Genomic DNA, 25,789 nt, shown 5'->3' with positions numbered 1-25,789 from the left:
GCATCCGTAAAATACAAAAGGGCCGGCCCCGAGGGACCGGCCCGATCAAGCCTGGGTGTTGGGCCGTTACTGGTGCACGACCACCAGGGCGCCGACCTTCACGCGCTCGTAGAGGTCGGTGACGTCCTCGTTGGTAAGGCGGATGCAGCCGGACGACACAGCCTGGCCGATGGTCCAGGGCTCCGACGTGCCGTGGATACGGTAGAGCGTCGAGCCGATATAGAGGGCGCGGGCGCCGAGCGGATTGTCCGGGCCGCCGGGCATGTAGGCCGGCAGGTCCGGCACGCGCTTGCGCATCTGCGCCGGCGGCGTCCAGCCCGGCCACTCGGCCACGCGGGTGATCCTGTGCTGGCCCGACCAGCGGAAGCCGTCACGGCCCACGCCGATGCCGTACTTCATTGCCTTGCCGTCAGCGAGCACCAGGTAAAGCCGGCGCTCCGACGTCTCGACGACGATGGTGCCCGGCTTGAACTTGGTCTCGTAGTCGACGATCTGGCGGGGGATCGCCTTGCCGCGCCTGGTCCCCGCCTTGACCGCTGTCGATTCCTCCCAGACGTTGGTGTCAGGGTTGTAGATGCGGGCTGCCGCGGCCGGTGCAACCACCGAAACGCTGAGGATCGCCGACAAAAAGGCGGCAATCGCTATTCTTGTTTTCGACATGTTCTTCAAACTACGCCTCTTGACGAAGTCGGCCCTGTTCAGCGAGCCAATCATCCTATGGTTGATAAACTGTTCCCGACAGGCCGTGAACGTGCCATGCCATGATTCGGACAAACTCCGAACACCACAGCCACATTGTGTTGCCCCGATGCGACATTTCTATTCACCTCTGCGTGAGTAGCCGGGTTGACAGTCCCCTGCGCCTCTCCTAGTCCCGCGCCGACCGGGGAGGGGATGCTGAGTGATCGATGACCAGAAATACCGGGCTGCCGCTGCAGCAATGGCGGAAGTCACAAGCGGCATGCGTCTCGGCCTTGGCACCGGCTCGACTGCGAAGCACTTCGTCGACCTGATCGGCCGTGCCGTTGGGGATGGGCTGGAAGTCCTCTGCGTGCCGACATCGTCGGGCACCGAAGCGCATGCCCGCAGCCTCGGCATTCCGCTCACCGATCTCGACGCCACGCCCGAGCTCGACCTCACCGTCGACGGCGCCGACGAGGTTGGCCCGGGGTTGACGCTGATCAAGGGCGGTGGCGCCGCGCTGGTGCGCGAAAAGATCGTCGCCGCGGCCTCGAAGCGGATGATCGTCATCGCCGATGCATCAAAGCGCGTCGCGACCCTCGGGCGGTACCCACTCCCTATCGAGGTCAACCATTTCGGCCTCGGCGCCACTGCCGCGGCGATCGGCGTGGTGATGGCCGATTTCAACGCCAAGGGCGGGCTGCGGCGGCGCCTCGGGAGCGATGGCACCCCGCTGGTCACCGATGGCGGCCACGCCATCCTCGATGCATTTTTTGGCCGCATTCCTCGGCCAGAAGCGCTGGCGAAAGCCCTGATCGACATTCCGGGCGTGGTGGAGCACGGCCTGTTCATCGGCCTGTGCAAGCGGGCCTACGTGGCCGGCCCCGAGGGCGTCGACGTTCTGGACGGCTGAGAGCCGCTCGGATAGGGCTAGTGAGGGTAACACAACCAGATGGGCACTAAGCCGATGACGACCATTTTCAAGCGCGCGCCGATGCTTGCCGCCGCGCTGCTGTCGCTGATCCTTTCCGCCTTCGTGGCGCTGCCGGCCGTGAGCCAGCAGACGGAAATCTCGCCGGAGCACCTGGCGCTGGCCCGCAAGTATGTCGACCTGACCGACACCGGCGGCCTCTACGAGGCGAGCGTTGTCCAGGCCGGCATCAACACCTACAAGCAGCTGCTGCCGCAGAACCCGGAAATCGCCGAGCCGCTCAACACCGCCATCGAGACGGTGATCTCCACCTACAAGGGCAAGAAGGGCGAGCTGTTCGACCAATTCGCGCGCGTCTACGCGCTCTCCTTCACCCAGGAAGAGCTGCAGCAGATCGTCGATTTCTATTCCACGCCGACCGGCATCAAGCTCGCCAAGTCCAACGCCGCGATGAGCGGCACCATGACCCGCATCATGGATGTGTTTTCGTCCAACCTGAACACCGAGTTCTTCGCGAGGGTCCGTGCCGAGCTGAAGGCCAAGGGTATCGACACCTGAGCCGACGCGCCCTATCTGATTGAAGGCCCCGCCGTCGCGCGGGGCCTTTTTACGTTCGGGGGTATTCGATGAGCGACAGCTACGATCTTGTGGTGATCGGCGCCGGTTCCGGCGGCGTGCGGGCGGCGCGGGTGGCCGCGACATACGGGGCGCGGGTCGCCATCATCGAGGAATACCGCGTCGGCGGCACCTGCGTGATCCGCGGATGCGTCCCGAAGAAACTCTTTGTCTACGCCTCGCGCTTCAAGGACATGTTCGAGATCGCCCCAAGCTTCGGCTGGACGGTCGACGCGAGCTTCGACTGGCCGACACTGGTGGCCAACAAGGACAAGGAAATCGCCCGGCTCGAGGCGGCCTATGTCGCGGGGCTGGAAGGGCCGGGCGCCGAGATCATCCGCGACCGCGCCGTGCTCACCGGGCTCAACAGCGTCAAGTTGCTCAAGTCCGGCCGCGAACTCACCGCCAGGACCATTCTCGTCGCCACCGGCGGGCACCCCTACATCCCCGATATTCCCGGCAAGGAACTCGCCATCACCTCCAACGAGGCCTTCCACCTCGAAAAGCTGCCGCACTCGATCTTGATCGAAGGCGGCGGCTTCATCGGGGTGGAGTTCGCGACCATCTTCGCCGGCCTCGGCGTCCACACCACCATCGTCTATCGCGGCGAGCGGGTGCTGCGCGGCTTCGACGAGGACATTCGCACCGGCCTCGAAGCCGGCCTCGAGGCGCGCGGCATCAAGATCATCTACGAGACCAACGTGCTCGGCCTCAGGGAAACCGGCAACGACATCACCGTCAGCTTCTCGGACGGCATCGATGCGCCCTACGGCGCGGTGATGTTCGCCACGGGACGCACCCCCAACACGGCGGGCATCGGCCTCGAAGAGGTCGGCGTCGCCCTTAACGAGGATGGCGCCATCGCCGTCGATGCCTATTCGCAGAGCAGCGTGCCCTCGATCTACGCCGTCGGCGACGTCACGAACCGGGCGCAACTGACCCCTATCGCCATCCGCGAGGGCCAGGCCTTCGCCGAGACGGTATTCAACGACAACCCGATTGCGGTCGATCACTCACTGATCGGGGAAGCGGTGTTCGGCGAGCCCGAGGTCGGCACCATCGGCCTAACCGAGCACGACGCGGCGACGCATGGCGATATCGACGTGTACATCGCCCGCTTCCGGCCGATGATCAACACGCTGTCGACCAAGTCCGACCGCATGATGATGAAGCTCATCACCCTCGCCAATGGCGGTAGGGTGCTCGGCGTCCACATCATCGGACCAGGCGCCGCCGAGATCATCCAGATGGCGGCCATCGCCATGGGCATGAACGCCACCAAGGCCGATTTCGACCGAGCCATCGCCATGCACCCGACTGCCGCCGAGGAACTCGTGACGTTCAAGAAGCCGAGCTACGTATATCGGGGTGGGGTCAAGGTTTAGTCCGCCGGTGGCCGTGGCCCCCCACCCCGTCCCTCCCCCTGAACAGGGGGAGGGAGACGAAAACGCTGGCGCCGTTGAGAGGGTCTCCCTCCCCCTGTTCAGGGGGAGGGGACAGGGGTGAGGGTCCACAGCCACCGGACCCCAAGGCCCCGCGACCAAAGACGAGGCCGCGCTCGGCTTGGCATCGCCCCAATCCCCTGCTAGACCCCCCGCCGACCGGGAGAAACGCGTTATGCCGACGACTTGGACGCCGCAAAGCTGGAGACAGAAGCCCATCTCGCAGGTGCCGGTCTACCCGGACAGCGCGAAGCTGGAGGCGGCCGAGGCGCAGCTGAGGAAATTCCCGCCGCTGGTTTTCGCCGGCGAGGCCCGCGACCTGAAGCATCAGCTTGCCGAGGTGGCCGAGGGCAGGGCGTTCCTCTTGCAGGGCGGCGATTGCGCCGAGAGCTTTGCCGAACACGGCGCCGATCACATCCGCGACTTCTTCCGCGTCTTTCTGCAGATGGCTGTGGTGCTGACCCATGGCGCGTCCAAGCCCGTGGTCAAGGTCGGCCGCGTTGCCGGCCAGTTCGCCAAGCCGCGCTCGTCCGATACCGAGATCATCGACGGCGTCGAACTGCCCAGCTATCGCGGCGATATCATCAACGCCATCGAGTTCAATGAAAAGGCCCGTGTGCCCGATCCCGATCGCATGCTGCAGGCTTATCGCCAGTCAGCCGCGACGCTCAACCTGCTGCGCGCCTTCGCCTATGGCGGTTATGCCGAGCTGACGCGCATCCACGAATGGACGGTCGGGTTCATGAAGGGCTCCAACTGGAACACGCGCTACGAGGAAGTGGCGCGCAAGATTGATGACGCCATCACCTTCATGGCGGCGCTTGGCCTCAATCCCGATAATACCCCGGCACTGCGCCAGACCAGCTTCTTCACCAGCCACGAAGCCCTGCTGCTTGGCTACGAGGAAGCGTTGACCCGCCGCGATAGCATCACCAATGACTGGTACGCCACTTCGGGCCACATGATCTGGATCGGGGACCGCACTCGCCAGCCCGATGCTGCCCATGTCGAGTATTTTGCCGGCATCAAGAACCCCATCGGCATCAAATGCGGCCCAACACTGGCCAGCGATGACCTGCTGCGCCTGCTCGACCGCCTCAATCCGCAGGACGAGGCCGGCCGCATCACCCTGATCGCCCGCTTCGGCTCCGACAAGATCAACGAGCATCTGCCGCGCCTGATCGAGACCGTACAGAAGGCCGGCCGCACCGTGGTCTGGTGTTCCGATCCGATGCATGGCAACACCATCAAGGCCTCCAACGGCTACAAGACGCGCCCGTTCGATCGGGTGCTGTCCGAGGTCGGCTCGTTCTTCGAAATCCACCGCCAGCTCGGCGCCTATGCGGGCGGCGTGCATATCGAGATGACCGGCGACGACGTCACCGAATGCGTCGGCGGCATGTCGGCGGTCACCGAGGCCTCGCTGTCGGACCGTTACCACACCTATTGCGACCCGCGCCTCAATGCCAGCCAGGCCCTGGAACTGGCTTTCCTCGTTGCCGAGGAAGTGGGCCATCAGCAGCCGGCACGGCCACGTCTGGCGGCGGGCGAATAAAGCCCGCGCGCCATCGAACTCTCCGCCGGGCCGCGCGTTGCCTCAACGGTGCGGCTCACATTGATGTGATGCTCTGCCCGCTGTCTTGTGTGTGAGGCCCGAGTTCATCAATGCCGAAATCCCTGTTTCCGACGGCCTCTCCCGAGACTCGCGCCCGGCTCGAGCAAAGCCCGACGCTCAAGCTGGTCAATGACTTCGATTGGGCCGCGACCCCGCTCGGCCCCATTCCCGAATGGCCCGACAGTCTCAAGGGCGCCGTTCGCGTCATCATGGCAGCGTCCAGTCCCATGGTGATCCTGGCTGGTGTCCGCGGCATCCTGATCTACAACGACGCCTATGCCGATTTCGCCGGCGACCGGCATCCTGAAATCTTTGGCATGGCGGCAGAAGCCGCCTGGCCGGAGGTTTCAGACTTCAATCGCGACAAGATCGCGATGGGCTTTCGCGGGGAAGCGGTCACGCTACGCAATCAGGAGCTGACGCTGGATCGGCATGGACAGCTCGAAATGGCGTGGATGGACCTGCAGTATAGTCCAATCTATGGCGATGACGGGTTGGCCATCGGGACCTTCTGCGTCGTCCATGAGACCACCGACGCCGTGCTCGCCGAGCGCGCCTTGGCCCGCAGTGAGGAGCGGCTGTCGCTGGCGCTGAGCGGCTCCAACATCGTGGGCACCTGGGACTGGGACGTGCTGAACAATGTGGTGACGGCGGACGACCGCTTTGCGCTGATGTTCGGCATTGATCCGCTGCGCGCCGGCCTTGGCGTCGAGATCGAGCAATTCGTCGGTGCTATCCATCCCGACGATCAGCCGCGTGTCACCGAAGAGATCAGCACCGCGCTGGCCACAGGCGCCGATTACCATTCCGAATATCGCCTGCGCGGCGCTGACGAAGTCGTCCGCTATGTGGTCGCCTCCGGCCGGGCGCGCCTCGATGCCGAGGGCAGGGCGGTGCGCTTCCCCGGTGTCGTGGTCGACATCACCGCCCAGCGCCGCATAGCCGAGGCCCTGGCTGAGAGCGAGCTGCGCTTTCGCACGCTGGCCGACACCATGCCGCAAATGGTGTGGTCAACGCTGCCGGACGGCTTCCACGACTATTACAACGCGCGCTGGTACGAATTTACTGGCGTTCCCATCGGCTCAACCGATGGCGAAGGCTGGAACGGCATGTTCCATCCGGACGACCGGGAGCGCGCCTGGACAGCCTGGAACCACTCCCTGGCAACGGGCGAGCCCTACCAGATCGAATATCGCCTGCGTCATCATACCGGTGAGTATCGCTGGACGCTCGGTCTGGCCCTGCCGATCCGCGACAGCGACGGGACTATCGTGCGCTGGTTCGGTACCTGCACCGATATCCATGCCACCAAACTGGCCGCCGAAGAGCGCGAGCTGGTAGCCCAGGAACTCAGCCATCGTATCAAGAACATCTTCGCCGTGCTGACCGGCATTATCGGCCTCTCGGCGCGCAGCCAACCCGAGATCAAGCCGTTTGCCGACCAGTTGCGCCAGCGGATTTTTGCTTTGGCGGAGGCCCATGATTTCGTGCGGCCCCATAGTCAGGAGTCCCGCCCCGGCGAAAGCCAGACCTCGCTCCGGGCCCTGATTAGTCGATTGCTGACGCCCTATGGTCAGGACGGGCAATCGCGCTTTGAATTCCTGGGCGACGATGCCGAGATCGACGAGGGTGCCGCCACGCCCCTGGCTTTGCTGGTGCATGAACTGGCGACCAATGCGGCCAAATACGGTGCGCTATCGACGCCGGAGGGCCGCATCGTGCTGACCGGCGCACGCAATGAGGATCGCTATCATCTGTCCTGGAAGGAAATCGGCGGCCCGGCCATTGCCACGGGTGATTTGCCGGAAGGTTTTGGCTCGCGCGTGATCGCGCTGAGCGTTGAGGGGCAGTTGCGGGGCCAGCTCGAGCGGATTTGGGAGCTGGATGGGCTGCGCGTCGAGGCAATTCTTCCCCTCGAGGCACTGCGCCGCCCGGCCAAGCTGCAGAGCGGCGAGGCGGGCTAAGCGCCCGCGACGATGGGCCCGTTCCAGCCGAACAATTGCAGCCGGCGCGGCGGGTGACCGTCGCCATCGCGGCGATGCGCAACCACGAAGTCCAGCGCCTGCTTGAGTTCGCGATCCGACACCGGCTTGGGCAGCACGCCGAGCGTACCGGGTATGCCGTCGCCCAGTTGCGCCGGATTGGCGGTCATGAACAGCACGGTCACGCCATGCGTCTGCGCCAGGATGCGCCCGATGGCGATGCCGGTGGGGCCATCTTGCAGGTTAAGATCGACCAGGGCGATGTCCGTATCGGGCGCCAGGCTCAAGGCGCTGCGCCGATCCGCGGCGATGCCGACCGGCTCGTGTCCCAGTTCGGCGATGACCTGCTCGATCTCGGCCGCGACAAATATCTCGTCTTCGACCACCAGTATCCTATAGTTCATAGCCCTCTACCTTCAGTGGGTCTTCGCCTTGCGGCAGAGGGCAAACTCGTCACTGTCCTATCAGTTGCCTCATGGCAGCCATTCAACGAGTTTTACACAACTTCCTGATCGGCGCCGGCCAACAGAAACCCCGTAACCTCCTGACATTGCGCGTTTAGCGGAACATTAACCCTAATCGTTCAATAATTTTGTTGAGGCCGATAAGGCTAATTGTACGGGAGTTTTCATCATGCCCCGCTCGCTGAGTTGCGTTTGCGCGATCGCTGCACTGAGTGTCGTTACGCCATCGCTGGCGGCCGATTATAACGACTATCCCGAATTACGGCCTGCCTATCCTGATAGCTGGGAAAACAGCGACGACAACCCGCTGCATTTCGAGGCCGGCGTCCGCTACTGGTATTCCCTCGGTCAGATGAACCTCTCGGTCGGCCCGAACTCGGAAACCATCGACTCCAAGACCCATTCGGGCGAAGCCTTTGTGCGCATCGATGACGATAGCACCAGCACCTTCGTCGAGGCCACCGCAGGCTACGGCATCGCCCATGAAGGAACCTACTCGACCAATGGCGGAGCCGAGTTCTCCATGCCGGCCGCCCGGCTTGGCTATGTCGGTGCCGACTTTGGCTGGCTGCCCTTCGGCGACCCCAAAGGCGGCGTCGGCCTGGGTGCGGTCGTCGGCTACCAATACACCAATGACAGCCCCGATACCGGCCGCGCCAACTTTACCACAGCGGAGTCGGCCTCCGATATCAGCTGGTCGCCGGCCACCGGCGCTTGGAGCGTCGGCGGCGACAGCGAGATCAACAATTTCGAGATTCACGAAGCCAAAATCGGCGTGGCCGGGCGAGCCGATATGGGTGCGTTCGACCTGACCGGCGAGGCGACAGTAACGCCCTATGCTTGGGTGAGTGGCACGTACGGTGCCTACGGCGCGGGCGGGGCAGGCGTATTCGGCGGTGGGCCGAATACAACGACGGCGCTGCAGGCTTCTGCTGCCTCGATCAACGGTTATGCCTATGGCGTCGGTGGCAAGCTGCTGGTTGGCTTCCATCCTACCGACAATTTGACACTGAGGCTCGGTGGCCGAGCCACCTATCTGCAGGGCGCATATGACGCGACCTATGACCGGGTGGTGATCAATGGTCCGACCGGCGGCGCTGCTCCCTATACGGCTCCCACTTTGGCCAGGCAGACCTTCATCAGCGACAACAACCCGTTCTCGATGTTCCGTTACGGTGCCCTTGTCGAACTCTCCGGCCGCTTCTAGCGACCATCAGCCATGCCGTTGTCCGCTTGCCCTCGCGGGGGTGAGCGGATAAGTCTTGCGCGCATTCGGGCAAGCCCGACATGCGGCAATTCCAATAGCCAACGGGCTTTCCAAATTGACAGACCGCCTCCGCATTGCGCTCGCGCAGCTCAATCCCAAGGTCGGCGCGCTGGCCGCCAATCTGGACCTCGCCCGCAAGGCCTTGGCCGATGCCGAAGCGGCGGGCGCCGATATCCTGATGTTCTCCGAGCTGTTCCTGACCGGCTACTTCCCCGACGATCTGCTGTTCAAGCCGCAATTCGTCGTCGATGCGATTGCAGCAGCCCATGAGCTGGTCGCCGCCACCGCCAATTCCCCGGTATCGCTGATCCTGCCCACCATCTGGCAGGACAAGGGCGGACTGCACAACGCCGTCACCGTCGCCGAAAATGGCGCCATCATCGCCACGCGGCTCAAGCGCGAATTGCCCAATACCGATGTGTTCTACGAGCGCCGGTATTTCGAACCCGGTCCATTGGCGCATCCGGTGACCATCAAGGGCGTCTCCATCGGCATCCCGATCTGCGAGGACATCTGGCACCAATGGGTCTGTGAACACTTGGTGCGCGAGGGCGCCGAAATCCTGCTCTGCCCCAACGGCTCACCCTATTGGAAGGATAAGCAGAGCACCCGCTACAAGCTGGTTCGCGCCCGCGTCGAAGAAGACGACGTGCCGATGCTGTATCTCAACCAGGTCGGCGGCCAGGACGAGCTGGTGTTCGACGGCGCGTCGTTCGCCGTGGAGCCGGGCAACAGGATCGTTTTCCAGGGAAATTCCTTTGCCGAGGATTTCATTGTCTCCGACTGGGAACGGCGCGACGACCGCTGGACCTGCGTCCAGGGTGAGGTCAAGGCGCTGACTTCGGTCGACGAAGCGCCCTGGCTCGCTTGCGTGCTGGGCCTGCGCGACTATGTGCAGAAGAACGGTTTCAAGCAGGTCGTGCTGGGCCTGTCCGGTGGCATCGATAGCGCTGTCGTCGCCGCTCTGGCGGTGGACGCGTTCGGGTCGGACAGTGTCCACTGCATCATGCTGCCCTATCGCTATACCTCCGAGGCCAGCCTCGTTGACGCCAAGGATTGTGCCCAGCGCCTCGGCGTGCGCTACGACGTCGTCGCCATCGGCGAGCCGGTCGACAACGCATTGCATGAGCTCGCGCCCATTTTCGGCAATCGCCCGACCGATCTGGCCGAAGAGAACATCCAGTCGCGCATGCGCGGCGTCTACCTGATGGCGGTGTCCAACAAACTGGGTTCGATGCTGCTCACCACCGGCAACAAGTCCGAAATGGCTGTCGGCTATGCCACCATCTATGGCGACATGAATGGCGGCTACAATCCGCTCAAGGACATGCTCAAGATGGAAGTCTACCGTCTGGCCGCCTGGCGCAACAGCCATCGCCCTGGCGATTGCCTCGGCCCGACCGGCGAGGTCATTCCGCAGCCGATCATCGACAAGGCGCCCAGCGCCGAACTGCGTCCGGACCAGAAGGATCAGGACAGCCTGCCGCCCTATCCGGTGCTCGATGCGATCCTCGAGGCAATGGTCGAGCAGGAATTGTCCATCGGCGAGATCGTTGCCACGGGCTTCGATCTGGCGCTGGTGCAGCGCATCGAGCGGCTGGTCAATATCGCCGAATATAAGCGCCGCCAGTCGGCACCTGGGCCGAAGCTGACGCGCAAGGCATTTGGGCTGGGCCGCCGCTATCCCATAACCAACGGCTATCGCGACGGGACCAAGGGATGACCATTGTCCGCTACGCCCCGTCGCCGACCGGCCGCATCCATCTCGGCAATGCCCGCCCGGCGCTGCTGAACTGGTTCTTCGCCCGCGCCCATGGCGGCCAATACGTGCTGCGCATGGACGACACCGACCTCGCTCGCTCGACCCGCGAATCCGCCGACGGCATCGAAGTCGACCTAACTTGGCTCGGCATCACCCCATCGCTGCTGGTGCGACAGTCCGAGCGCACCGCGCTCTACGACGCGGCGGTGGCCAAGCTCAAGGCCTCCGGCCGTCTCTACCCTGCCTACGAGACCGAGGATGAACTTGACCGCCGCCGCAAGCGTGCCCGGGCGCTCGGCAAGCCGCCGATCTACGATCGTGCGGCACTCAACCTGACAGACGCCGATCGCGCCAAGCTGGAAGCCGAGGGCCGCAAGCCGCATTGGCGCTTCCGGCTCGACGGCAAACCCGTGCATTTCGAGGATCTCATCAAGGGTCCGCAGACGGTCAATACCGCTTCCATGTCCGACCCGGTGCTGGTGCGCGGCGACGGCAGCTATCTCTACACGCTGCCCTCCGTGGTGGACGATATCGACCTCGCCATCACCCACGTGATCCGCGGCGAAGACCATGTCTCCAACACCGGTACGCAGATCGAGATTTTCGAGGCGCTTGGCGGGAGGGTGCCGCAGTTCGCCCACCACAACCTGCTGACCGATGCCGAAGGGCAGGGGTTCTCCAAGCGGCTCGGCTCGCTCTCGATCAGCGACCTGCGCGAGCAGGGCTACGAGTCCATCGCCGTCGCCATCATGGCCACCCTGACGGGCACCGCGCTGCCGATCGAGGCCTATGCCTCGCTCGATGAGATCGCGCAGAAGCTCGCCTTCTCCGCCATTTCCCATGGTCCCGCCCGTTTCGATCCCTCCGAACTCGACAGCCTCAATGCCCGCATCCTGCACGCGATGAGCTACGAGACCGCCCAGCCGCGACTGGCCAAGCTCGGCCTCGAAGGCGAGGACCTGTGGCTGCTGTTGCGCAACAATCTGGCGAAGTTCGATGACGTTGCCGAATGGGCCAAGCTAATCACTGGCCCGGTTGCCTCGGTGATCGCGGACGAGGATCGCGACTTCATCGCCACCGCCCGCGATCTATTGCCTGCCGAACCCTGGTCGCTCGATACCTGGGCTCAGTGGACCGACGCGCTCAAGGCCTCCACCGGCCGTAAGGGCAAGACCCTGTTCCTGCCGCTGCGCATGGCGCTGACCGGCCGGCACGATGGGCCCGAACTTAAGAGCCTGCTCCCGCTGGTTGGGCGTAAGGCGTGTCTGGACCGACTACTCTGACCACCTTGTCGCCGAACTGCACCAACCGCATTTCGCTATCGGCGTTCTGAACCACAGCCTTGACGGCGGGCGCTTCGCCGGGACCGGGTGGGCGCGGCCGGGGCAGGGGAATATCCAGCATGGCGACCGTCGCGGCCGGAACCGGAACCTCGGCGGGCGTCACTATCTCTGTCGGCATCGGCCGCCGCGGATCGCGCATGGGCAGCGGAAAGTTGGCGTCCCCGACCGCCACGATACTGCGCGTTTCCCCATCCGGCGCCGAAACGCTGGTGATCGAGCCGCCTGCCGGCTTGGTGTTGCAGGTGCTCGTGGTATCGATGGCCTCGCGATAGGCAAACGCATTGGGCAGGGCCGTATAGGGCGCGCCGGCCATATTGCGCATCTGCTCGGTGTCCTGCCCCGGATTGTCGTAGAAATAGAGATCGACCGGCGTGTTGGGACACTGCGCATGGCACATTGCCGAGTCGTTGGGTAGGTACTCCTGCAGTGTCGAATAGCTGATCGGCCAGAAATAGCCGTCGGTCATCCGCACGCAGACGGTGCGCACCGTGGAGCCGCCCGAGCCCCAATAGCTCCCGTCCTCCATCATCTGACCATCGCTGAAATCGCCCTCGGAGGTGCTGCCGAAAATGCGGTCGAACACGCCTTGGCGATCAGTGGTCATGGTGGCGCTGGAACCCTGGTTGGCGCCGCAGCCGAAGCGGGCCAGCTCCTGCAGGATGCCCTCGCGCTGCTGCGCAACCGCATTGGCGGTTTCCACCGACTGGTTCACGTTGGCCGCCTGCTCGCGCAGCCGCAGCACATCGCGACCCATCTGCTGGCACTGCCGCGACAGCACCCGGCCGGCCTTGGCGTCCGCATTGCAGCCATTGCGGATATAGGAGCTCTCGGCGTCCTGCACCTGCTGCTGCAACCCGCGCGCATTGCCCGAATTGCTCTGCATGTTCTGGAAGTCGCCGTTGCGATCGAACTGACGTAGCGCTGCCTGCAATCGCGAACAACTGGACGATTGCGCATAGGCGTCATTGGCGTCCAGCCCGACGCAAATTACCGCGACCAGCAGGGCCGCCAGGGCCCGCCAGCCATTTCGAGCAATCGTCACCATCAATTCCCGTCTGTTCGCCGCAAAGCCAACTCGGCTTAAACGAGGCGCGAGTCACTATGCAACAGTATAGTCCCCGCGGCGCTGTCGTGATAGCACCGCTCCTGTCACACCCCCGCGACGAGGCTTGGCCGCATGAAATTTGCAACACTTCGCAATGGCCGCCCCGACGGCCAGCTCGTCGTGGTCTCGACCGATTTGCAGCGCTACGTCTCGGCCGGCCGGATCGCCCCGACCCTGCAGGCGGTGCTGGATGACTGGAACGCGCTAACCCCGGCGCTGGCTGCCCTAGGCGCGCAACTCGACGCCGGCGCCATCGCCGGCCAGCCATTCGATCCCGCCTCCGCCATGGCCCCGCTGCCGCGCGCCTATCAGTGGATCGACGGCGCCGGCTATATGGGCCATCTCGAGCGCGTCCGCTCCTTGCAGGGCAGCATCGACGCCGAACTGCAATCGACGCGTCCGCTGCTCTATCAGGGCGGCTCGGATTCCCTGTCCGGCCCGACCGATCCCATTGTCATTCCCGAGGACGGGCTGGCGCTGGATTTCGAGGCCGAGGTCGCCGTGATTCTCGGCCATGTGCCGATGCGCGCCACTCGTGAACAGGCCGCCGCCGCCATCCGGCTGGTCACGGTGTGCAACGACGTGTCGCTGCGCCGGTTGGTGGCCGACGATCTGCAGAACGGGTTTGGCTTTTTTCACGCCAAGCCCTCGACCAGCTTTGCTCCTATCGTCATCACCCCCGATGCACTGATCGGTACCTGGCGCGACAATCGCCTGCATCTGCCGGTGCGGATCACCGTCAATGATGCCCTCTACGGCCAGCCCAATGCCGGCGTCGACGTACATTTCGATTTTCCCACGCTGATCGCCGAGGCCGCCCGCACCCGCACACTGGCGGCGGGCACCATTATCGGCTCGGGCACCATCGCCAACCATCACGAAGAAAGCCTGCCGATCAAGCGCGACGGCATTGGCTTCGGCTGCATCGCCGAGGCGCGCACCGTCGAGAAGATCAAGTATGGCAAGGCGCGGACGCCGTTTCTCAAGCCCGGCGACGTCGTGCGCATCGGCGCGGTAGGGGCCGATGGACAGACCGTGTTCGGCGATATCGAGCAGCGCGTCGCCCTGCTAACACGCTGATTGTTCGATAACATTGCCGTGTGCAGGGTTGGGGCGTCATACAAGCCGTGCAACTCTGCGATCGGTTCTAGCGCGTTGAGGGTGCACTCGTGTCGATCAAGAAGATTTCCGCCATGGCGATTGCCGGGCTGCTGACCGTTGGCGCGGTTTCGGCCTTCGCCCAGGAAGCGTTTGTGGCCCCAACCTCCCCCGACGAAGCCGTGACCATGCGGCAGGCTCTGATGAAGGAGGACGGCGGCATCCTCAAGGGCTCCGCCGACCTGACCGGCGACGCGGCGGTGACTGCATTGCAAACCATTCTGACCAACTACACCCACATTCCTGCCCTGTTCCCCGAAGGCTCCATCGTCGGTAACAGCAAGGCGCTGCCGGCGATCTGGCAGAATTGGGACGGCTTCAACGCTATCCTTGAATCGGGCAAGACCGCAGCCACGGCCGGCATTGCCGCCGCCCAGGCCGGCGACGCCGCAGGTTATGCCGCCGCGCTCAAGTCCCTTGGCGGTACCTGCGGGCAGTGCCACGAGGCCTTCCGCGGCTGATCCTTTTCCTATCGCCTCCAAAGCGATTGGGCGACACGCGAGTGCCGCCCTTTTTTTGTCCGCCGATTTGCGCTTGATTTTTGTTGGCCCCGCGGCCAATCTCGCGCCATGAAGACCCTTCGCGTTAATCCCATTAACGGCTGCATTATTACCTGCTAACCACTCGTTGGCGGCGCGGTCTTCTTCATGCAAATTTCCTGACCCAAGAAGAGCGCACCGCCTGCTTATCCGCATGGCCAGGACGCTCATATGACCTCGGGAACGCCGCAGCTTTCGCTCTACAATACCCTGACCCGCAAGAAGGAACCCTTCGTTCCCATCGATGCGGCCAATGTGCGCATGTATGCCTGCGGGCCGACGGTTTATGACTTCGCCCATATCGGCAATGGCCGCATGGCCATCGTCTTCGACCTGTTGTTCAGGCTGCTGCGCCAGGTCTATGGGCCGGACCACGTCACCTACGTGCGCAACATCACCGACGTCGACGACAAGATCAACGCCCGGGCCGCGCGCGATTTTCCCGGTCTCGATCTCAACGAGGCGATCCGCAAGGTCACCGAAAAGACCGCCGCGCAATACCAGTCCGACGTGACGGCGCTCGGCTGCCTCGAGCCGACGATCCAGCCGCGCGCCACCGACAATATCGAGCAGATGCAAACGCTGATCACCGCACTGATCAAACGCAGCCACGCCTATGAGGCCAATGGCGAGGTGCTGTTCGAGGTCGGCTCCATGCCGGATTACGGCAAGCTCTCCGGCCGCAATCCCGAGGACAATCTCGCCGGCGCTCGTGTCGCGGTGGACGCCCACAAGAAGAACCCGGCTGATTTCGTGCTGTGGAAGCAGTCCTCGGCCGAAGAGCCGGGCTGGGACAGCCCCTGGGGCCGTGGTCGCCCCGGCTGGCATATCGAATGCTCGGCGATGAGTGAGCGCTATCTCGGCCAGTTGTTCGACATCCATGGTGGCGGGCTCGACCTGATCTTTCCCCATCATGAAAACGAAATCGCCCAATCCCGCTGCGCCCACGGCACCCATGCCATGGCCAATGTCTGGATGCATAATGGCTTCCTCCAGGTCGAGGGGGAGAAGATGAGCAAATCGCTCGGCAACTTCTTCACCATCGCCCAATTGCTGGAGACGACGGATTTCGGTGGCCGCAAGTGGCCCGGCGAGGTGTTGCGGCTGGCCATGCTGATGACGCACTATCGGCAGCCCATCGATTTTACCGTCGCCCAGCTTCAGCTTTCTGAAGCGAAGCTGAAGCAATGGTATGAAGCCGTTTTCGAGCACTCGCCTATGCCCACGAGTTGGTGGGAACATCTCAACGGCACCGGGGCATACTTGCCTCCATCTCAGGAGTTAATTGCCGCGCTGAGCGACGACTTGAACAGTCATCTAGCATTATCGTTTCTCGACCGCACAGCCAGGCCATCGAGTGCGTCGGAGGCCGCGCAGTTGGCCTCTGACTTGCATTTCCTAGGGTTCGATATGGAATCTTTCTGGGAAACGTGCCGGCTTGCGATGGGTGAAATCACTGACAAGGGCGAGATTGACGGGTTGGTCGCGGCTCGCGGCGAGGCGTTGGCCAACAAGGACTTCGCCACGGCCGACCGCATCCGCGCTGAACTAGCCGAGCAGGGCATTGCCCTGATGGACTCCAAGGACCCCGAGACGGGTGAACGCCGAACCAAATGGGAGATCAAGCGATGAGCATTTTCGATCACATGGGATACGCCGTTGGTGACTTCGCCAAGTCCGCCGCGTTTTATGACGCCGCCCTGGGACCACTCGGCATCAAGCGTGCGGCAGAATTCGAATATCCCGGCGGCCAGGTCATCGGCTACGGCGCTGAGCGTCCCGAGTTCTGGGTCAATTCCGGTGAAGCATTGAAGGACCGTGTCCACGTTGCCTTCGCCGCCCCAACCCGCACCGCCGTCGACGCCTTCTACAAAGCGGCCCTCGCCGCCGGTGGCAGCGACAATGGCGGCCCCGGCATCCGCGACCAATACACACCCACCTACTACGCGGCTTATGTCATCGACCCGGACGGCCACAATATCGAAGCCGTCTGCCATGCGGCTGAATAGAGCTTGATGGTGAGCCCACAGGCCCCCTCATCCGGTCCTTCGGACCACCTTCTCCCACGAGGGGAGAAGGTTGGCTCCGTGTTTGTGGGACCAACCCCTCACCCGGATTTTCCGCTGGACGCGGAAAATCCACCCTCTCCCTCAAGGGGCGAGGGTGGGCTGGCGCCGCGGATGAATGCCGAGGCAGTCCCAAATGCCGGCCAGCCCTCGCCCCTTGAGGGAGAGGGTGCCCGAAGGGCGGGTGAGGGGTCTGCGCGCGGGCATGCTCGAAGCGATTGGCGAACACCACAATTGCCCAAACTTCGGGGTTTCGCCAAATCCATGCGCCATAAGCCGACCGAGGCCGAGGATCGTTTCTGGCAGATATTACGCCACCGGCGATTGGACGGGCACAAGTTCCGGCGTCAACATCCAGTGGGCAACTACATTTTGGATTTCGTCTGCCTTTCGTCGCACCTGATTGTTGAACTCGACGGCAGCCAGCATGCTGACAATGCGTACGACGTCGCGCGTGACACCTATCTGCGAGCACAGGGCTTCCGCCTCCTCCGCTTCTGGAACAACGACATTCTCGCTCGCCCCGAACACATCCTCGAAGCCGTATGGGCCGCCTTGCAGGAGCCGATGCCATGACCCAATCCAAGCCCGCTGACCTTACCGGCGGGTGCCAATGCGGTGCCGTCCGCTTTCGCGCCCGGCTTCTCGGCCGGGGCTCGATCTGTCATTGCCGCATGTGCCAGAAGGCGTTCGGCGGGTTCTTTGGGCCGCTGATCACCGCACACGACGCCAAGTGGACCCGGGGCGAGCCGAAATGGTTCCAGAGCTCCAATGCCGCCCGCCGCGCGTTTTGCGGCGAGTGCGGCACGCCCCTGGCCTATGAAACCCGCTTCGGGCTGGAACTGGCGATCGGCGCCTTCGATGATCCGGAGCTTGCTGCGCCCAGCATTCAGGTCAATCCGGCCGACAAGCTGTCGTTCTTCGACGGGCTGACCAGCCTGCCGGTGCGCGGCAATGATGGCGAATGGCGCGATTTCCTCGCCGGTATCCATTCCAACCAGCACCCCGATCATGACACCGACGACTGGCCGCCCAAGGGAGACGCCATTTGAGCCATCTGCGCACCTATTACCCCGAGATCGAACCCTACGCCTCGGGCCATCTCGATGTCGGCAACGGCCATATGGTCTATTGGGAACGCGTCGGCACGCCCGGCGCAAAACCGGCGGTGTTCCTGCATGGTGGGCCCGGCGGCGGCCTGAGCCCGAACCAGCGGCGCGTATTCGATCCGGCGCGCTACGATGTCCTCCTGTTTGACCAGCGCGGTTGCGGAAAATCCACGCCGCACGCCTCGCTTGAGCATAATACGACCTGGGACCTTGTCGGGGATATCGAGAAGCTGCGCGCCATGGTGGGTGTCGAGCAATGGCTGGTCTTCGGCGGTTCCTGGGGCTCAACGCTGGCGCTGGCCTATGCGCAGACCCATCCCGATCGCACCAGTGAACTGGTGCTGCGCGGCATCTTCACCCTGCGCCGGGCCGAACTGCTCTGGTACTATCAGGAAGGCGCCTCCAACATTTTTCCCGACAAGTGGGAAGCCTTCCTCGCGGCTATCCCCGAGGCGGAACGTCACGACATGATCGCCGCCTATCGCCGCCGACTGGTGGGCGATGACGAGGCCGAACAGCTCGCGGCGGCCAAGGCCTGGGCGACCTGGGAAGGCGAAACGCTGACCCTACTGCCCGACCCGTCGGTGAGCAACGCCTTCTATGACGGCCATTTTGCCCTGGCCTTCGCGCGCATCGAAAACCACTATTTCGTCCATGAGGGCTGGATGGATGAGGGGCAGTTGATCCGTAATGCTGGCCTGCTGCGCGATATTCCCGCTGTCATCGTGCAGGGCCGCTACGACATGGCGACCCCGCCCGTGACCGCCTGGGACCTGCACAGGGCCTGGCCCGAGGCTGAGTTCCACTGGGTCGAGGACGCCGGCCATGCGTTGAGCCAGCCCGGTATCCTGCATGAGCTGATCCTGGCCACCGACCGTTTTGCCGGAGGGGAATTCATATGAACGAAGACTATCGCTTCCACGAATATTCCGGCGGCTGCCAATGTGGCGCGGTGCGCTTCCACGCCACCGAACTGCGCGACAATCCTCATATCTGCCATTGCCGCATGTGCCAGAAGGCGGTGGGCAATCTGTTCGCCGCGCTGGTTGGCGTGCGGCACGAGAACCTGACCTGGACGCGTGGCACACCGTCGAACTTTCGCAGCTCTGCCAATGTCGACCGCGGCTTCTGCAGCCAATGCGGTACGCCGCTCTATTACCGGCATGTCGAAAGCCAGCATGTCTCGTTGAGCATCGGCGCGTTCGACGAGCCGCATCGCATCCCGATCCTGTACCAGATGGGCCTTGAGGGTCGGCATCCGTCGCTTGCGCATCTCGATGCCGGCGAACAGGTCGGCACCATCGAAGAGAACGACGGTGTTGAAACCGTAGCGGCCATCAAGGCCAGCAATCACCAGCATCCTGACCACGACACGGCCACCTGGCCGCAGCCGAACTAGAGTATCATGACCAAAGACCGCCTCTATATCTTCGACACCACGCTTCGCGACGGCGCCCAGACGGCCGGCATCGAGTTCTCGCTGGAGGACAAGATTTCCATCGTCACGCTGCTGGAGCAGATTAGCGTCGACTATATCGAGGGCGGCTATCCGGGCGCCAATCCGGTCGACACCGAGTTCTTCAGCCAGCAGCGCACCAGCCGCGCTACCTTCACCGCGTTCGGCATGACCAAGCGGGCAGGGCGCTCGGCCGCCAACGATCCGGGCGTACAGGGCATCCTCAATTCCCGGGCCGATGCAGCCTGCTTTGTCGCCAAGACCTGGGACCATCAGGTCGCCATAGCGCTGGAAATCTCGCTGGAAGAGAACCTCCTCAACCTGCAGGAGACCGTCCTCGCCAGCGTCGCTGCCGGCAAGGAAACGCTGATCGATTGCGAGCACTTCTTCGACGGCTTCAAGGCCAATCCGGATTATGCGCTGGCCTGCGTCAAGACCGCGATCGAGGCCGGCGCCCGCTGGGTGGTGCTGTGCGACACCAATGGCGGCACCATGCCCTCCGAAGTCGCCGCGATTGTCGGCCAGGTGCTGGCCGTCGCACCCGGCAGCAAGCTGGGCATTCACGCTCATGACGATACTGGCCAGGCGGTCGCCAATACGCTGGCGGCGGTGCAGGCCGGGGTGCGGCAAATCCAGGGGACATTGAACGGGATCGGTGAACGCTGCGGCAATGCCAACCTCGTGACGTTGATCCCCACTCTAGTCCTGAAGCCGGCCTTCGCGGATAAGTTGGAGACCGGAATCGACGCGGCACGACTGGCACGGCTCACGCAGATTTCCCGTGCCTTCGATGACCGACTCAATCGCGCCCCGGCGCGGCAGGCGCCCTATGTCGGTGCTTCGGCCTTCGCCACCAAGGCGGGCATTCACGCCTCGGCGCTGCTCAAGGATTTCTCGAGCTACGAGCACGTGCCGCCCGAAAGCGTGGGCAATGAGCGCGCCATCATGGTCAGCCAGCAGGCCGGTAAATCCAACCTGCTGACCGCCCTGGCGCGCCACGATATCGTGCTGGCCAAGGACGATCCGCGCCTCGAATCACTGCTGGCGACGGTCAAGGAGCGCGAGGCGATCGGCTATTCCTATGACGGCGCCGATGCCTCCTTTGCCGTGCTGGCCCGGCGAGTGCTGGGCACATTGCCCGATTTCTTCCAGGTGGAAAGCTACCGCGCCACGGTCGAGTTGCGCCATAATGCGCGGGGCGAGGAGGCCATTGTCACCGAGGCGGTGGTCAAAATCCGCGTCGAGGACGAGTTGCTGATGTCGGTGGCCGAAGGTAACGGTCCGGTCAATGCACTCGATCTGGCATTGCGCAAAGATCTCGGCAAGTATTCGCGCGATATCGAAGATTTGGAATTGGTCGATTTCAAAGTGCGTATTCTGGACGGCGGCACGGGCGCGGTCACCCGTGTACTGGTCGAAAGCCGCGATGGCACGGGAGAGCGCTGGTATACGATCGGCGTGTCGCCCAACATCATTGATGCGTCCTTTGAGGCGCTGTATGAATCGATTACATATAAACTGTTGAAGGCTGCGGCGGCACAGGCCACAACAGGTACAACTGCTTAATCGGCGACGATACCGATGACGTATCCGAGCTTATCGTCCTGGAGGACAAACTGGCCGACACCGCACCGAAACAACCTCTCGCTCTGACACTCGGAGCGGCCGCGGTCACTCTCTTGGTCATCGTCGGCGTGCTTGCCGGTCCCTCCGTTGTCAACTGCTTCAACAGCGATGATGGCATGGGCATGTGCCTGCGGGGCAAGATGGTCGATGTCGGCATTCTGCCACAGCCGGCTGTCGCCATTGCCGAGACTGCGCCGGCAACTCCTGCGCCCGAGACGGCTGCGGTGGCTGAGCCTGAGGTTGCGGTCGCCGAGCCCGAGCTCGATGTGACGCCACCGGCCGAAACGCCGGCTGCCAAGACGGCGCCGGATACGCTGATCGCCGCAACCTTCGGGCTGCTGCGGGCAGAGCCCGACGGTTCGGTGGTCATCGCCGGTAGCGGCACGCCGGGCAGCGAAGTCGAGGTCTATTCCAACGATCAATTGCTGGGCAAGGCCAAGGTCGAAGCCAGCGGCGACTGGGTCCTGGTCCCCGACGCGCCAATCCCGCCGGGCGGCACCGAGCTGACGCTGGCCGAGGCCGGCAAGGAAGGTCGCGCCGCAGAATCCTTCGTCGTCGTCGTCAATGACGACAAGAGTTCCGAACCCCTTGTGGTCGCCAGCACACCCGGCGCCGCCAGTGATATTCTGCAGGGCCTGAAACGCCCGGCCCCCGGCACAACCACCGCAGTTGCTGCCGCCGAGCCAGCGACACCGACGCCAGCCGTCGATACGCCTGTCGCAGCCGAGCCTGATGCTGCAGCACCGGCCGCCGCCGATGCGGTCACTGCTGCGCCCACTGAGGCCGCTGTGGCGGATGCGGCGCCGGCAACCGAGCCTGCTGCTGTTCCCACTCCGGCAACCGACCAGGCCGCCGTGCCTGCGGCGACCGACCCCGCAACCCCGGCGCCCGATGTTGCCGCGACGGCGCAAGCTCCCGCCGCTGAGGCCCCTGTTACAGCCACGACTCCGGACGTCGCCGTCGCGGCGGTCGATCCCGCCGTGCCTGCCAATCCCGTGCCCGAAGTCGCAGTGACCAGCGTGCCGCCCACCATCGACGCCATCGAGATCGAGGGTGACAAGTCGTTCTTCGCCGGCGGCGGGCCTGAGGGCGCCGTCATGCGGCTCTATGTCGACGGCAAATATATCGCCGACGCCACGGTCGCCGATGGCCGCTGGCTGATCGAGGCCGGCAAGGTCTTGACCAAGCCGATCCAACGTATCCGCGTTGATATGCTCAAGCCTGGAACCGCCGACGTGACGGCGCGAGCTGAAGTCGATTTCCAGGTCGAGATACCAGCCGACAAGCCGACCGCAATCGCGGCGGCCGAGCCGGCCAAGCCCGTCGTGGTCGCCCCGGCCGAAACTGCTCCTGCGTCTGACCTTGCTGAAATTGCCGCTCCCACCACACCGCCCGCCGCCGATGACAAGGCCGCCCCGGTTGACCTTGCGGCAAATACTGTAGCGCCGTCCGTAACGCCTGAGGATAAGTCGGGCGAGACCGAGAACCGGGTCGTGCCGCCAGTGGCTGTCGCCGACGTCAAGCCGGCGGAACAGCCTGCGGTAGCGATCGCCAATGCGGTCAAGCCGGATACGGCAGCGACTGCTCCTGTCGAGGCCGCCGTTGCCGAAACGCCGGTGCCAGCCGTTCCTGCCGAGGCCAGCGAGCCTGCGGCGCCGGTGGCTGCCAGCGAGCCGGCTGCGGTGCCGGCCGAGCCTGAGGTGCAGATTGCCGAAACCACGCCGGCTGAGCCGGCTGTCGAAGGCGACGTGCCCACAATGGTGGCGGTGGCGGTCGGCGATCCGGAAACGGAGCGCTTTGCGTCCGGCAAGGCGATCATTCGCCGGGGCGACAATCTGTGGACCATTGCCCGGCGCGTTTATGGGGCCGGCATCAAGTACACGACGATCTACGAGGCCAATAACGGCCAGATCCGCAATCCGAACCGGATCTATCCCGGTCAGGTTTTCGATCTGCCGGACAACGCCAACTAGAGTTTTCAGGGACGGGCGGCGCCTTCGGGCGCCGTCCGCCCCCGTTTGACCTTGCGTCGGGCGGTGCCTTCTTCTATCGTAAAACACCGATCAAAGAAGTGTGCCATGCGCGACGACGACATTGCTTCCATCATGCGGGCGCTGGGCCATCCGGTGCGCCTCAATATCCTGCGGATCCTGGCGACCCAGCAGCAGGGGCAGTGCTGCTGTGCCGATGTCACCGAATCCCTGCCTCTGGCCCAGTCCACCGTCTCCCAGCACATCAAGGTGCTGCTCGATGCCGGGCTGATCGTGCGCCAGCCCCGGGGCACGCGCAATTGCTACATAGTCCAGCATGACCGGCTGCAGGCCCTTGGCACTGCCTATTCCGGTCTGCTCCAGGGTCTGACGGCGACCGGCACTATCCGGGAAGCGGAACCAGCTTAATGGCTATCGAACAGAGCGGGGATAAGAAACCGTCGGTGAGCGCGGACGAAGGTTCGTTGCTGGATACGGTCAAGAACCTTTGGCCCTATATGTGGCCCGAAGGCCGGCCCGACCTGAAGCTGCGGGTCATGCTGGCGATCGGCGCGCTCCTGGTCTCCAAGGTCGCCACCACGCTAATTCCGTTCGCCTATAAGGGCATTATCGACGGCCTCGACGGCACCGCGCCGGACAATGCGCTGGTCATGGGCGTGGCCGTGCCGGTGGTGCTGCTGGTGGCCTATGTGCTCGGCAATGTCATCGACGCTGGCTTCCAGCAATTGCGCGACGTGCTGTTCGCCAGCGTCGGCCAGCATGCCGTGCGCAAGCTGGCCCTGCAGACCTTTCACCACATGCATCGCCTGTCGCTGCGCTTCCATCTGGCGCGCCGCACCGGCGGGCTGAGTCGGGTGATCGAGCGCGGCACCAAGGGTATCGAGACCATCGTGCGGTTTACGATGCTCAATATCGCCCCGACGATCGTCGAGTTCATCATCACGGCGGTGATCTTCGTCACCATGTTCGGCGTCAGCTATCTGGGTGTGCTGATCGTGACGATCTGGCTGTATCTGCATTTTACCATCAAGGCCTCGAACTGGCGCATCGGCATCCGCCGCGACATGAACGCCAGCGATACCGACGCCAATTCCAAGGCTATCGACAGCCTGTTGAACTTCGAGACGGTGAAATATTTCGCCAATGAGAAGATGGAGGCCGAGCGCTTCGATCGGGCTATGGCGGGCTACGAACGTTCCGCCATCCGCATCTGGACCTCGCTGGGCTTCCTGAACTTCGGCCAGGCGGTGATCTTCTATTCCGGCTTCCTGATCATCGGCGTGCTGGCCGTGCTCGGCGTCATGAACAAGACGCTGACGCTGGGCGACTTCGTGCTGCTCAACACCTTCCTGATGCAAATCTACCGCCCGCTCAACTTCATCGGCTTCGTCTATCGCGAACTGCGCCAGGGGCTGACCGATATCGAGGAGATGTTCAAGCTGCTCGACCAGAAGCCCGAGATCACCGACAAGGCCAGTGCCAAGCCGCTGTCGGTGACCGGTCCGGTGATCCGCTTCGATAATGTGCATTTCCACTATGATCCGGATCGCCCGATCCTCAAGGGTGTCAGCTTTGAAGTGCCGGCCGGCAAGACCGTCGCCATTGTCGGGCCCACCGGGGCCGGCAAATCGACGATTTCGCGGCTGCTCTACCGCTTCTATGACGTGACCGAGGGCGCGATCACCATCGACGGGCAGGACCTGCGCGACATCACGCAGGAAAGCCTGCGCGCGGCCATTGGTATGGTGCCGCAGGATACGGTGCTGTTCAATGATAGCATCGGCTACAACATCGAATATGGCCGTCCCGGCGCCACGCCGGAGGAGGTGCACAATGCCGCCGCCATGGCCCAGGTCGGTCCGTTCATCGAAACCCTGCCCAAGGGCTATGACACCCCGGTCGGCGAGCGCGGCCTCAAGCTGTCGGGCGGCGAAAAGCAGCGCGTGGCCATTGCCCGCACCATCCTCAAGGCGCCCGCCATCCTGATCCTGGACGAAGCGACCTCCGCGCTCGATACCAAGACCGAGCGCGACATCCAGTCGGCACTCGACATCGTCTCTGCCAACCGCACCACGGTCGTCATTGCCCATCGCCTGTCGACCGTGATCAACGCCGACGAAATCCTGGTGCTGCGCGACGGCTTGGTGGCCGAACGCGGCAACCACATCGTGCTGCTGCAAAAGGCGGGGCTCTACGCCCAGATGTGGGATCGCCAGCGCGAGGCCACCGAGGCGGAGGAGCAACTGCTGCGCACCGCCAATGATCCGGACGGCTTCGTCAAGCGCGGGCTGCCGGCGGCGGAGTAGGGGGCGTCCGGTCGTCAGCTTTCGGGCGGTGGCGTGCCATCTGGCAATGGGTGCGATTGTGGTCTCCTCCGATCGCATTGCGGAAGCGGTTTGTCGGTAGGCGGACGTGTCAAAGCGCCGTGCGGCTTGGCTGGCCCACGGTTTTGTAAAGACTGCGGCATGCGGCGAGACGTGCCTCATGGTTTTTTAGATAAGCGAGACATATCTCGCCGCATGCGATGGGGTTTCTGGCCGCCCGAACGTGGCCTCCATTGTTTCAGGAGACGAACGTCGCGCTGGCCCAGGGATCGCGCGACCGCATTCCCCTCCCACCAAACTCCCCACGGCCGTT

Annotated in this window: 23 protein-coding genes; 20 read left to right on the top strand and 3 right to left on the bottom strand. The window is 63.8% G+C overall.

Going from position 1 to position 25,789, the window contains the following annotated elements; genetic code table 11:
• Positions 1-66 precede the first annotated feature (66 nt).
• Positions 67-660 carry a L,D-transpeptidase gene (locus JWR51_RS01580; RefSeq protein ID WP_299742738.1) on the bottom strand — a complete coding sequence of 198 codons (594 nt, stop codon included), beginning with the start codon at positions 658-660 and terminating at the stop codon, positions 67-69.
• Positions 661-901: 241 nt separating this feature from the next.
• Here JWR51_RS01580 and rpiA point away from each other — a divergent pair, with 241 nt between their 5' ends.
• The 5 genes from rpiA to JWR51_RS01555 all read left to right on the top strand — a co-directional run bounded on the left by rpiA (position 902) and on the right by JWR51_RS01555 (position 7,248).
• Positions 902-1,594: a ribose-5-phosphate isomerase RpiA gene (rpiA, locus tag JWR51_RS01575; protein ID WP_299742734.1), complete on the top strand. Its 693-nt coding sequence runs from the start codon at positions 902-904 to the stop codon at positions 1,592-1,594.
• Positions 1,595-1,648: 54 nt separating this feature from the next.
• Positions 1,649-2,170 (top strand): DUF2059 domain-containing protein, encoded by a 522-nt coding sequence (locus JWR51_RS01570; RefSeq protein WP_299742731.1) that lies wholly within the window; start codon positions 1,649-1,651, stop codon positions 2,168-2,170.
• 68 nt (positions 2,171-2,238) lie between these two features.
• On the top strand, positions 2,239-3,612 hold the full coding sequence (gorA, locus tag JWR51_RS01565) for a glutathione-disulfide reductase (RefSeq protein ID WP_299742728.1): 1,374 nt from the start codon (positions 2,239-2,241) through the stop codon (positions 3,610-3,612).
• A gap of 232 nt (positions 3,613-3,844) precedes the next feature.
• Positions 3,845-5,224: a class II 3-deoxy-7-phosphoheptulonate synthase gene (locus tag JWR51_RS01560; protein WP_299742725.1), complete on the top strand. Its 1,380-nt coding sequence runs from the start codon at positions 3,845-3,847 to the stop codon at positions 5,222-5,224.
• A gap of 110 nt (positions 5,225-5,334) precedes the next feature.
• Positions 5,335-7,248, top strand: a complete 1,914-nt coding sequence (locus tag JWR51_RS01555; RefSeq protein WP_299742724.1) for a PAS domain-containing protein — start codon at positions 5,335-5,337, stop codon at positions 7,246-7,248.
• Here JWR51_RS01555 and JWR51_RS01550 read toward each other — a convergent pair.
• Positions 7,245-7,670: a response regulator gene (locus JWR51_RS01550; RefSeq protein ID WP_299742722.1), complete on the bottom strand. Its 426-nt coding sequence runs from the start codon at positions 7,668-7,670 to the stop codon at positions 7,245-7,247. The genes JWR51_RS01555 and JWR51_RS01550 overlap by 4 nt on opposite strands.
• Positions 7,671-7,899: 229 nt before the next feature.
• On the opposite strand from JWR51_RS01550, the gene JWR51_RS01545 reads away from it, so the two are divergent.
• The 3 genes from JWR51_RS01545 to gltX all read left to right on the top strand — a co-directional run bounded on the left by JWR51_RS01545 (position 7,900) and on the right by gltX (position 12,042).
• Complete coding sequence (locus JWR51_RS01545; protein ID WP_299742721.1) at positions 7,900-8,937, top strand: hypothetical protein; 1,038 nt, start codon at positions 7,900-7,902, stop codon at positions 8,935-8,937.
• 115 nt (positions 8,938-9,052) lie between these two features.
• The gene (locus JWR51_RS01540; RefSeq protein ID WP_299742719.1) at positions 9,053-10,720 is read left to right on the top strand and encodes an NAD+ synthase; all 1,668 of its coding nucleotides are present in this window, start codon (positions 9,053-9,055) and stop codon (positions 10,718-10,720) included.
• Complete coding sequence (gene gltX, locus JWR51_RS01535; protein ID WP_299742717.1) at positions 10,717-12,042, top strand: glutamate--tRNA ligase; 1,326 nt, start codon at positions 10,717-10,719, stop codon at positions 12,040-12,042. The genes JWR51_RS01540 and gltX overlap by 4 nt, the downstream gene beginning before the upstream one ends.
• On the opposite strand, the gene JWR51_RS01530 is transcribed toward gltX, so the two are convergent.
• Positions 11,987-13,144 carry a DUF2865 domain-containing protein gene (locus JWR51_RS01530; RefSeq protein ID WP_299742715.1) on the bottom strand — a complete coding sequence of 386 codons (1,158 nt, stop codon included), beginning with the start codon at positions 13,142-13,144 and terminating at the stop codon, positions 11,987-11,989. The genes gltX and JWR51_RS01530 overlap by 56 nt on opposite strands.
• Before the next feature lie 135 nt (positions 13,145-13,279).
• On the opposite strand from JWR51_RS01530, the gene JWR51_RS01525 reads away from it, so the two are divergent.
• From JWR51_RS01525 to JWR51_RS01470, 12 genes are all read left to right on the top strand, one after another.
• Positions 13,280-14,287 (top strand): fumarylacetoacetate hydrolase family protein, encoded by a 1,008-nt coding sequence (locus JWR51_RS01525; protein WP_299742714.1) that lies wholly within the window; start codon positions 13,280-13,282, stop codon positions 14,285-14,287.
• Positions 14,288-14,376: 89 nt separating this feature from the next.
• On the top strand, positions 14,377-14,826 hold the full coding sequence (locus JWR51_RS01520; RefSeq protein WP_299742712.1) for a cytochrome c: 450 nt from the start codon (positions 14,377-14,379) through the stop codon (positions 14,824-14,826).
• A gap of 249 nt (positions 14,827-15,075) precedes the next feature.
• The gene (gene cysS, locus JWR51_RS01515; RefSeq protein WP_299742710.1) at positions 15,076-16,536 is read left to right on the top strand and encodes a cysteine--tRNA ligase; all 1,461 of its coding nucleotides are present in this window, start codon (positions 15,076-15,078) and stop codon (positions 16,534-16,536) included.
• Positions 16,533-16,913: a VOC family protein gene (locus JWR51_RS01510; RefSeq protein ID WP_299742708.1), complete on the top strand. Its 381-nt coding sequence runs from the start codon at positions 16,533-16,535 to the stop codon at positions 16,911-16,913. Before cysS ends, JWR51_RS01510 begins: the two co-directional genes overlap by 4 nt.
• Before the next feature lie 291 nt (positions 16,914-17,204).
• Entirely contained in the window at positions 17,205-17,546 is a 342-nt protein-coding gene (locus tag JWR51_RS01505) for an endonuclease domain-containing protein (protein WP_299742705.1), read from the top strand.
• A complete protein-coding gene (locus JWR51_RS01500; protein ID WP_299742702.1) occupies positions 17,543-18,022 on the top strand; it encodes a GFA family protein in 480 nt (159 codons plus the stop codon). The genes JWR51_RS01505 and JWR51_RS01500 overlap by 4 nt, the downstream gene beginning before the upstream one ends.
• Positions 18,019-18,981 (top strand): prolyl aminopeptidase, encoded by a 963-nt coding sequence (pip, locus tag JWR51_RS01495; RefSeq protein ID WP_299742700.1) that lies wholly within the window; start codon positions 18,019-18,021, stop codon positions 18,979-18,981. Before JWR51_RS01500 ends, pip begins: the two co-directional genes overlap by 4 nt.
• Positions 18,978-19,478 (top strand): GFA family protein, encoded by a 501-nt coding sequence (locus tag JWR51_RS01490; protein WP_299742698.1) that lies wholly within the window; start codon positions 18,978-18,980, stop codon positions 19,476-19,478. Before pip ends, JWR51_RS01490 begins: the two co-directional genes overlap by 4 nt.
• A 6-nt stretch (positions 19,479-19,484) precedes the next feature.
• Positions 19,485-21,101 (top strand): citramalate synthase, encoded by a 1,617-nt coding sequence (gene cimA / locus JWR51_RS01485; RefSeq protein WP_299742695.1) that lies wholly within the window; start codon positions 19,485-19,487, stop codon positions 21,099-21,101.
• Positions 21,102-21,214: 113 nt separating this feature from the next.
• Entirely contained in the window at positions 21,215-23,134 is a 1,920-nt protein-coding gene (locus tag JWR51_RS01480; protein ID WP_299742692.1) for a LysM peptidoglycan-binding domain-containing protein, read from the top strand.
• A gap of 105 nt (positions 23,135-23,239) precedes the next feature.
• Complete coding sequence (locus JWR51_RS01475; RefSeq protein ID WP_299742689.1) at positions 23,240-23,560, top strand: metalloregulator ArsR/SmtB family transcription factor; 321 nt, start codon at positions 23,240-23,242, stop codon at positions 23,558-23,560.
• Positions 23,560-25,458 carry an ABC transporter ATP-binding protein/permease gene (locus JWR51_RS01470; protein WP_299742686.1) on the top strand — a complete coding sequence of 633 codons (1,899 nt, stop codon included), beginning with the start codon at positions 23,560-23,562 and terminating at the stop codon, positions 25,456-25,458. The genes JWR51_RS01475 and JWR51_RS01470 overlap by 1 nt, the downstream gene beginning before the upstream one ends.
• The last annotated feature ends 331 nt before the right edge of the window (positions 25,459-25,789 follow it).

Source organism: Devosia sp. (genome assembly GCF_028290625.1).
Lineage (GTDB): Bacteria > Pseudomonadota > Alphaproteobacteria > Rhizobiales > Devosiaceae > Devosia.
This window is presented reverse-complemented; position numbering and strand designations above follow the sequence as displayed.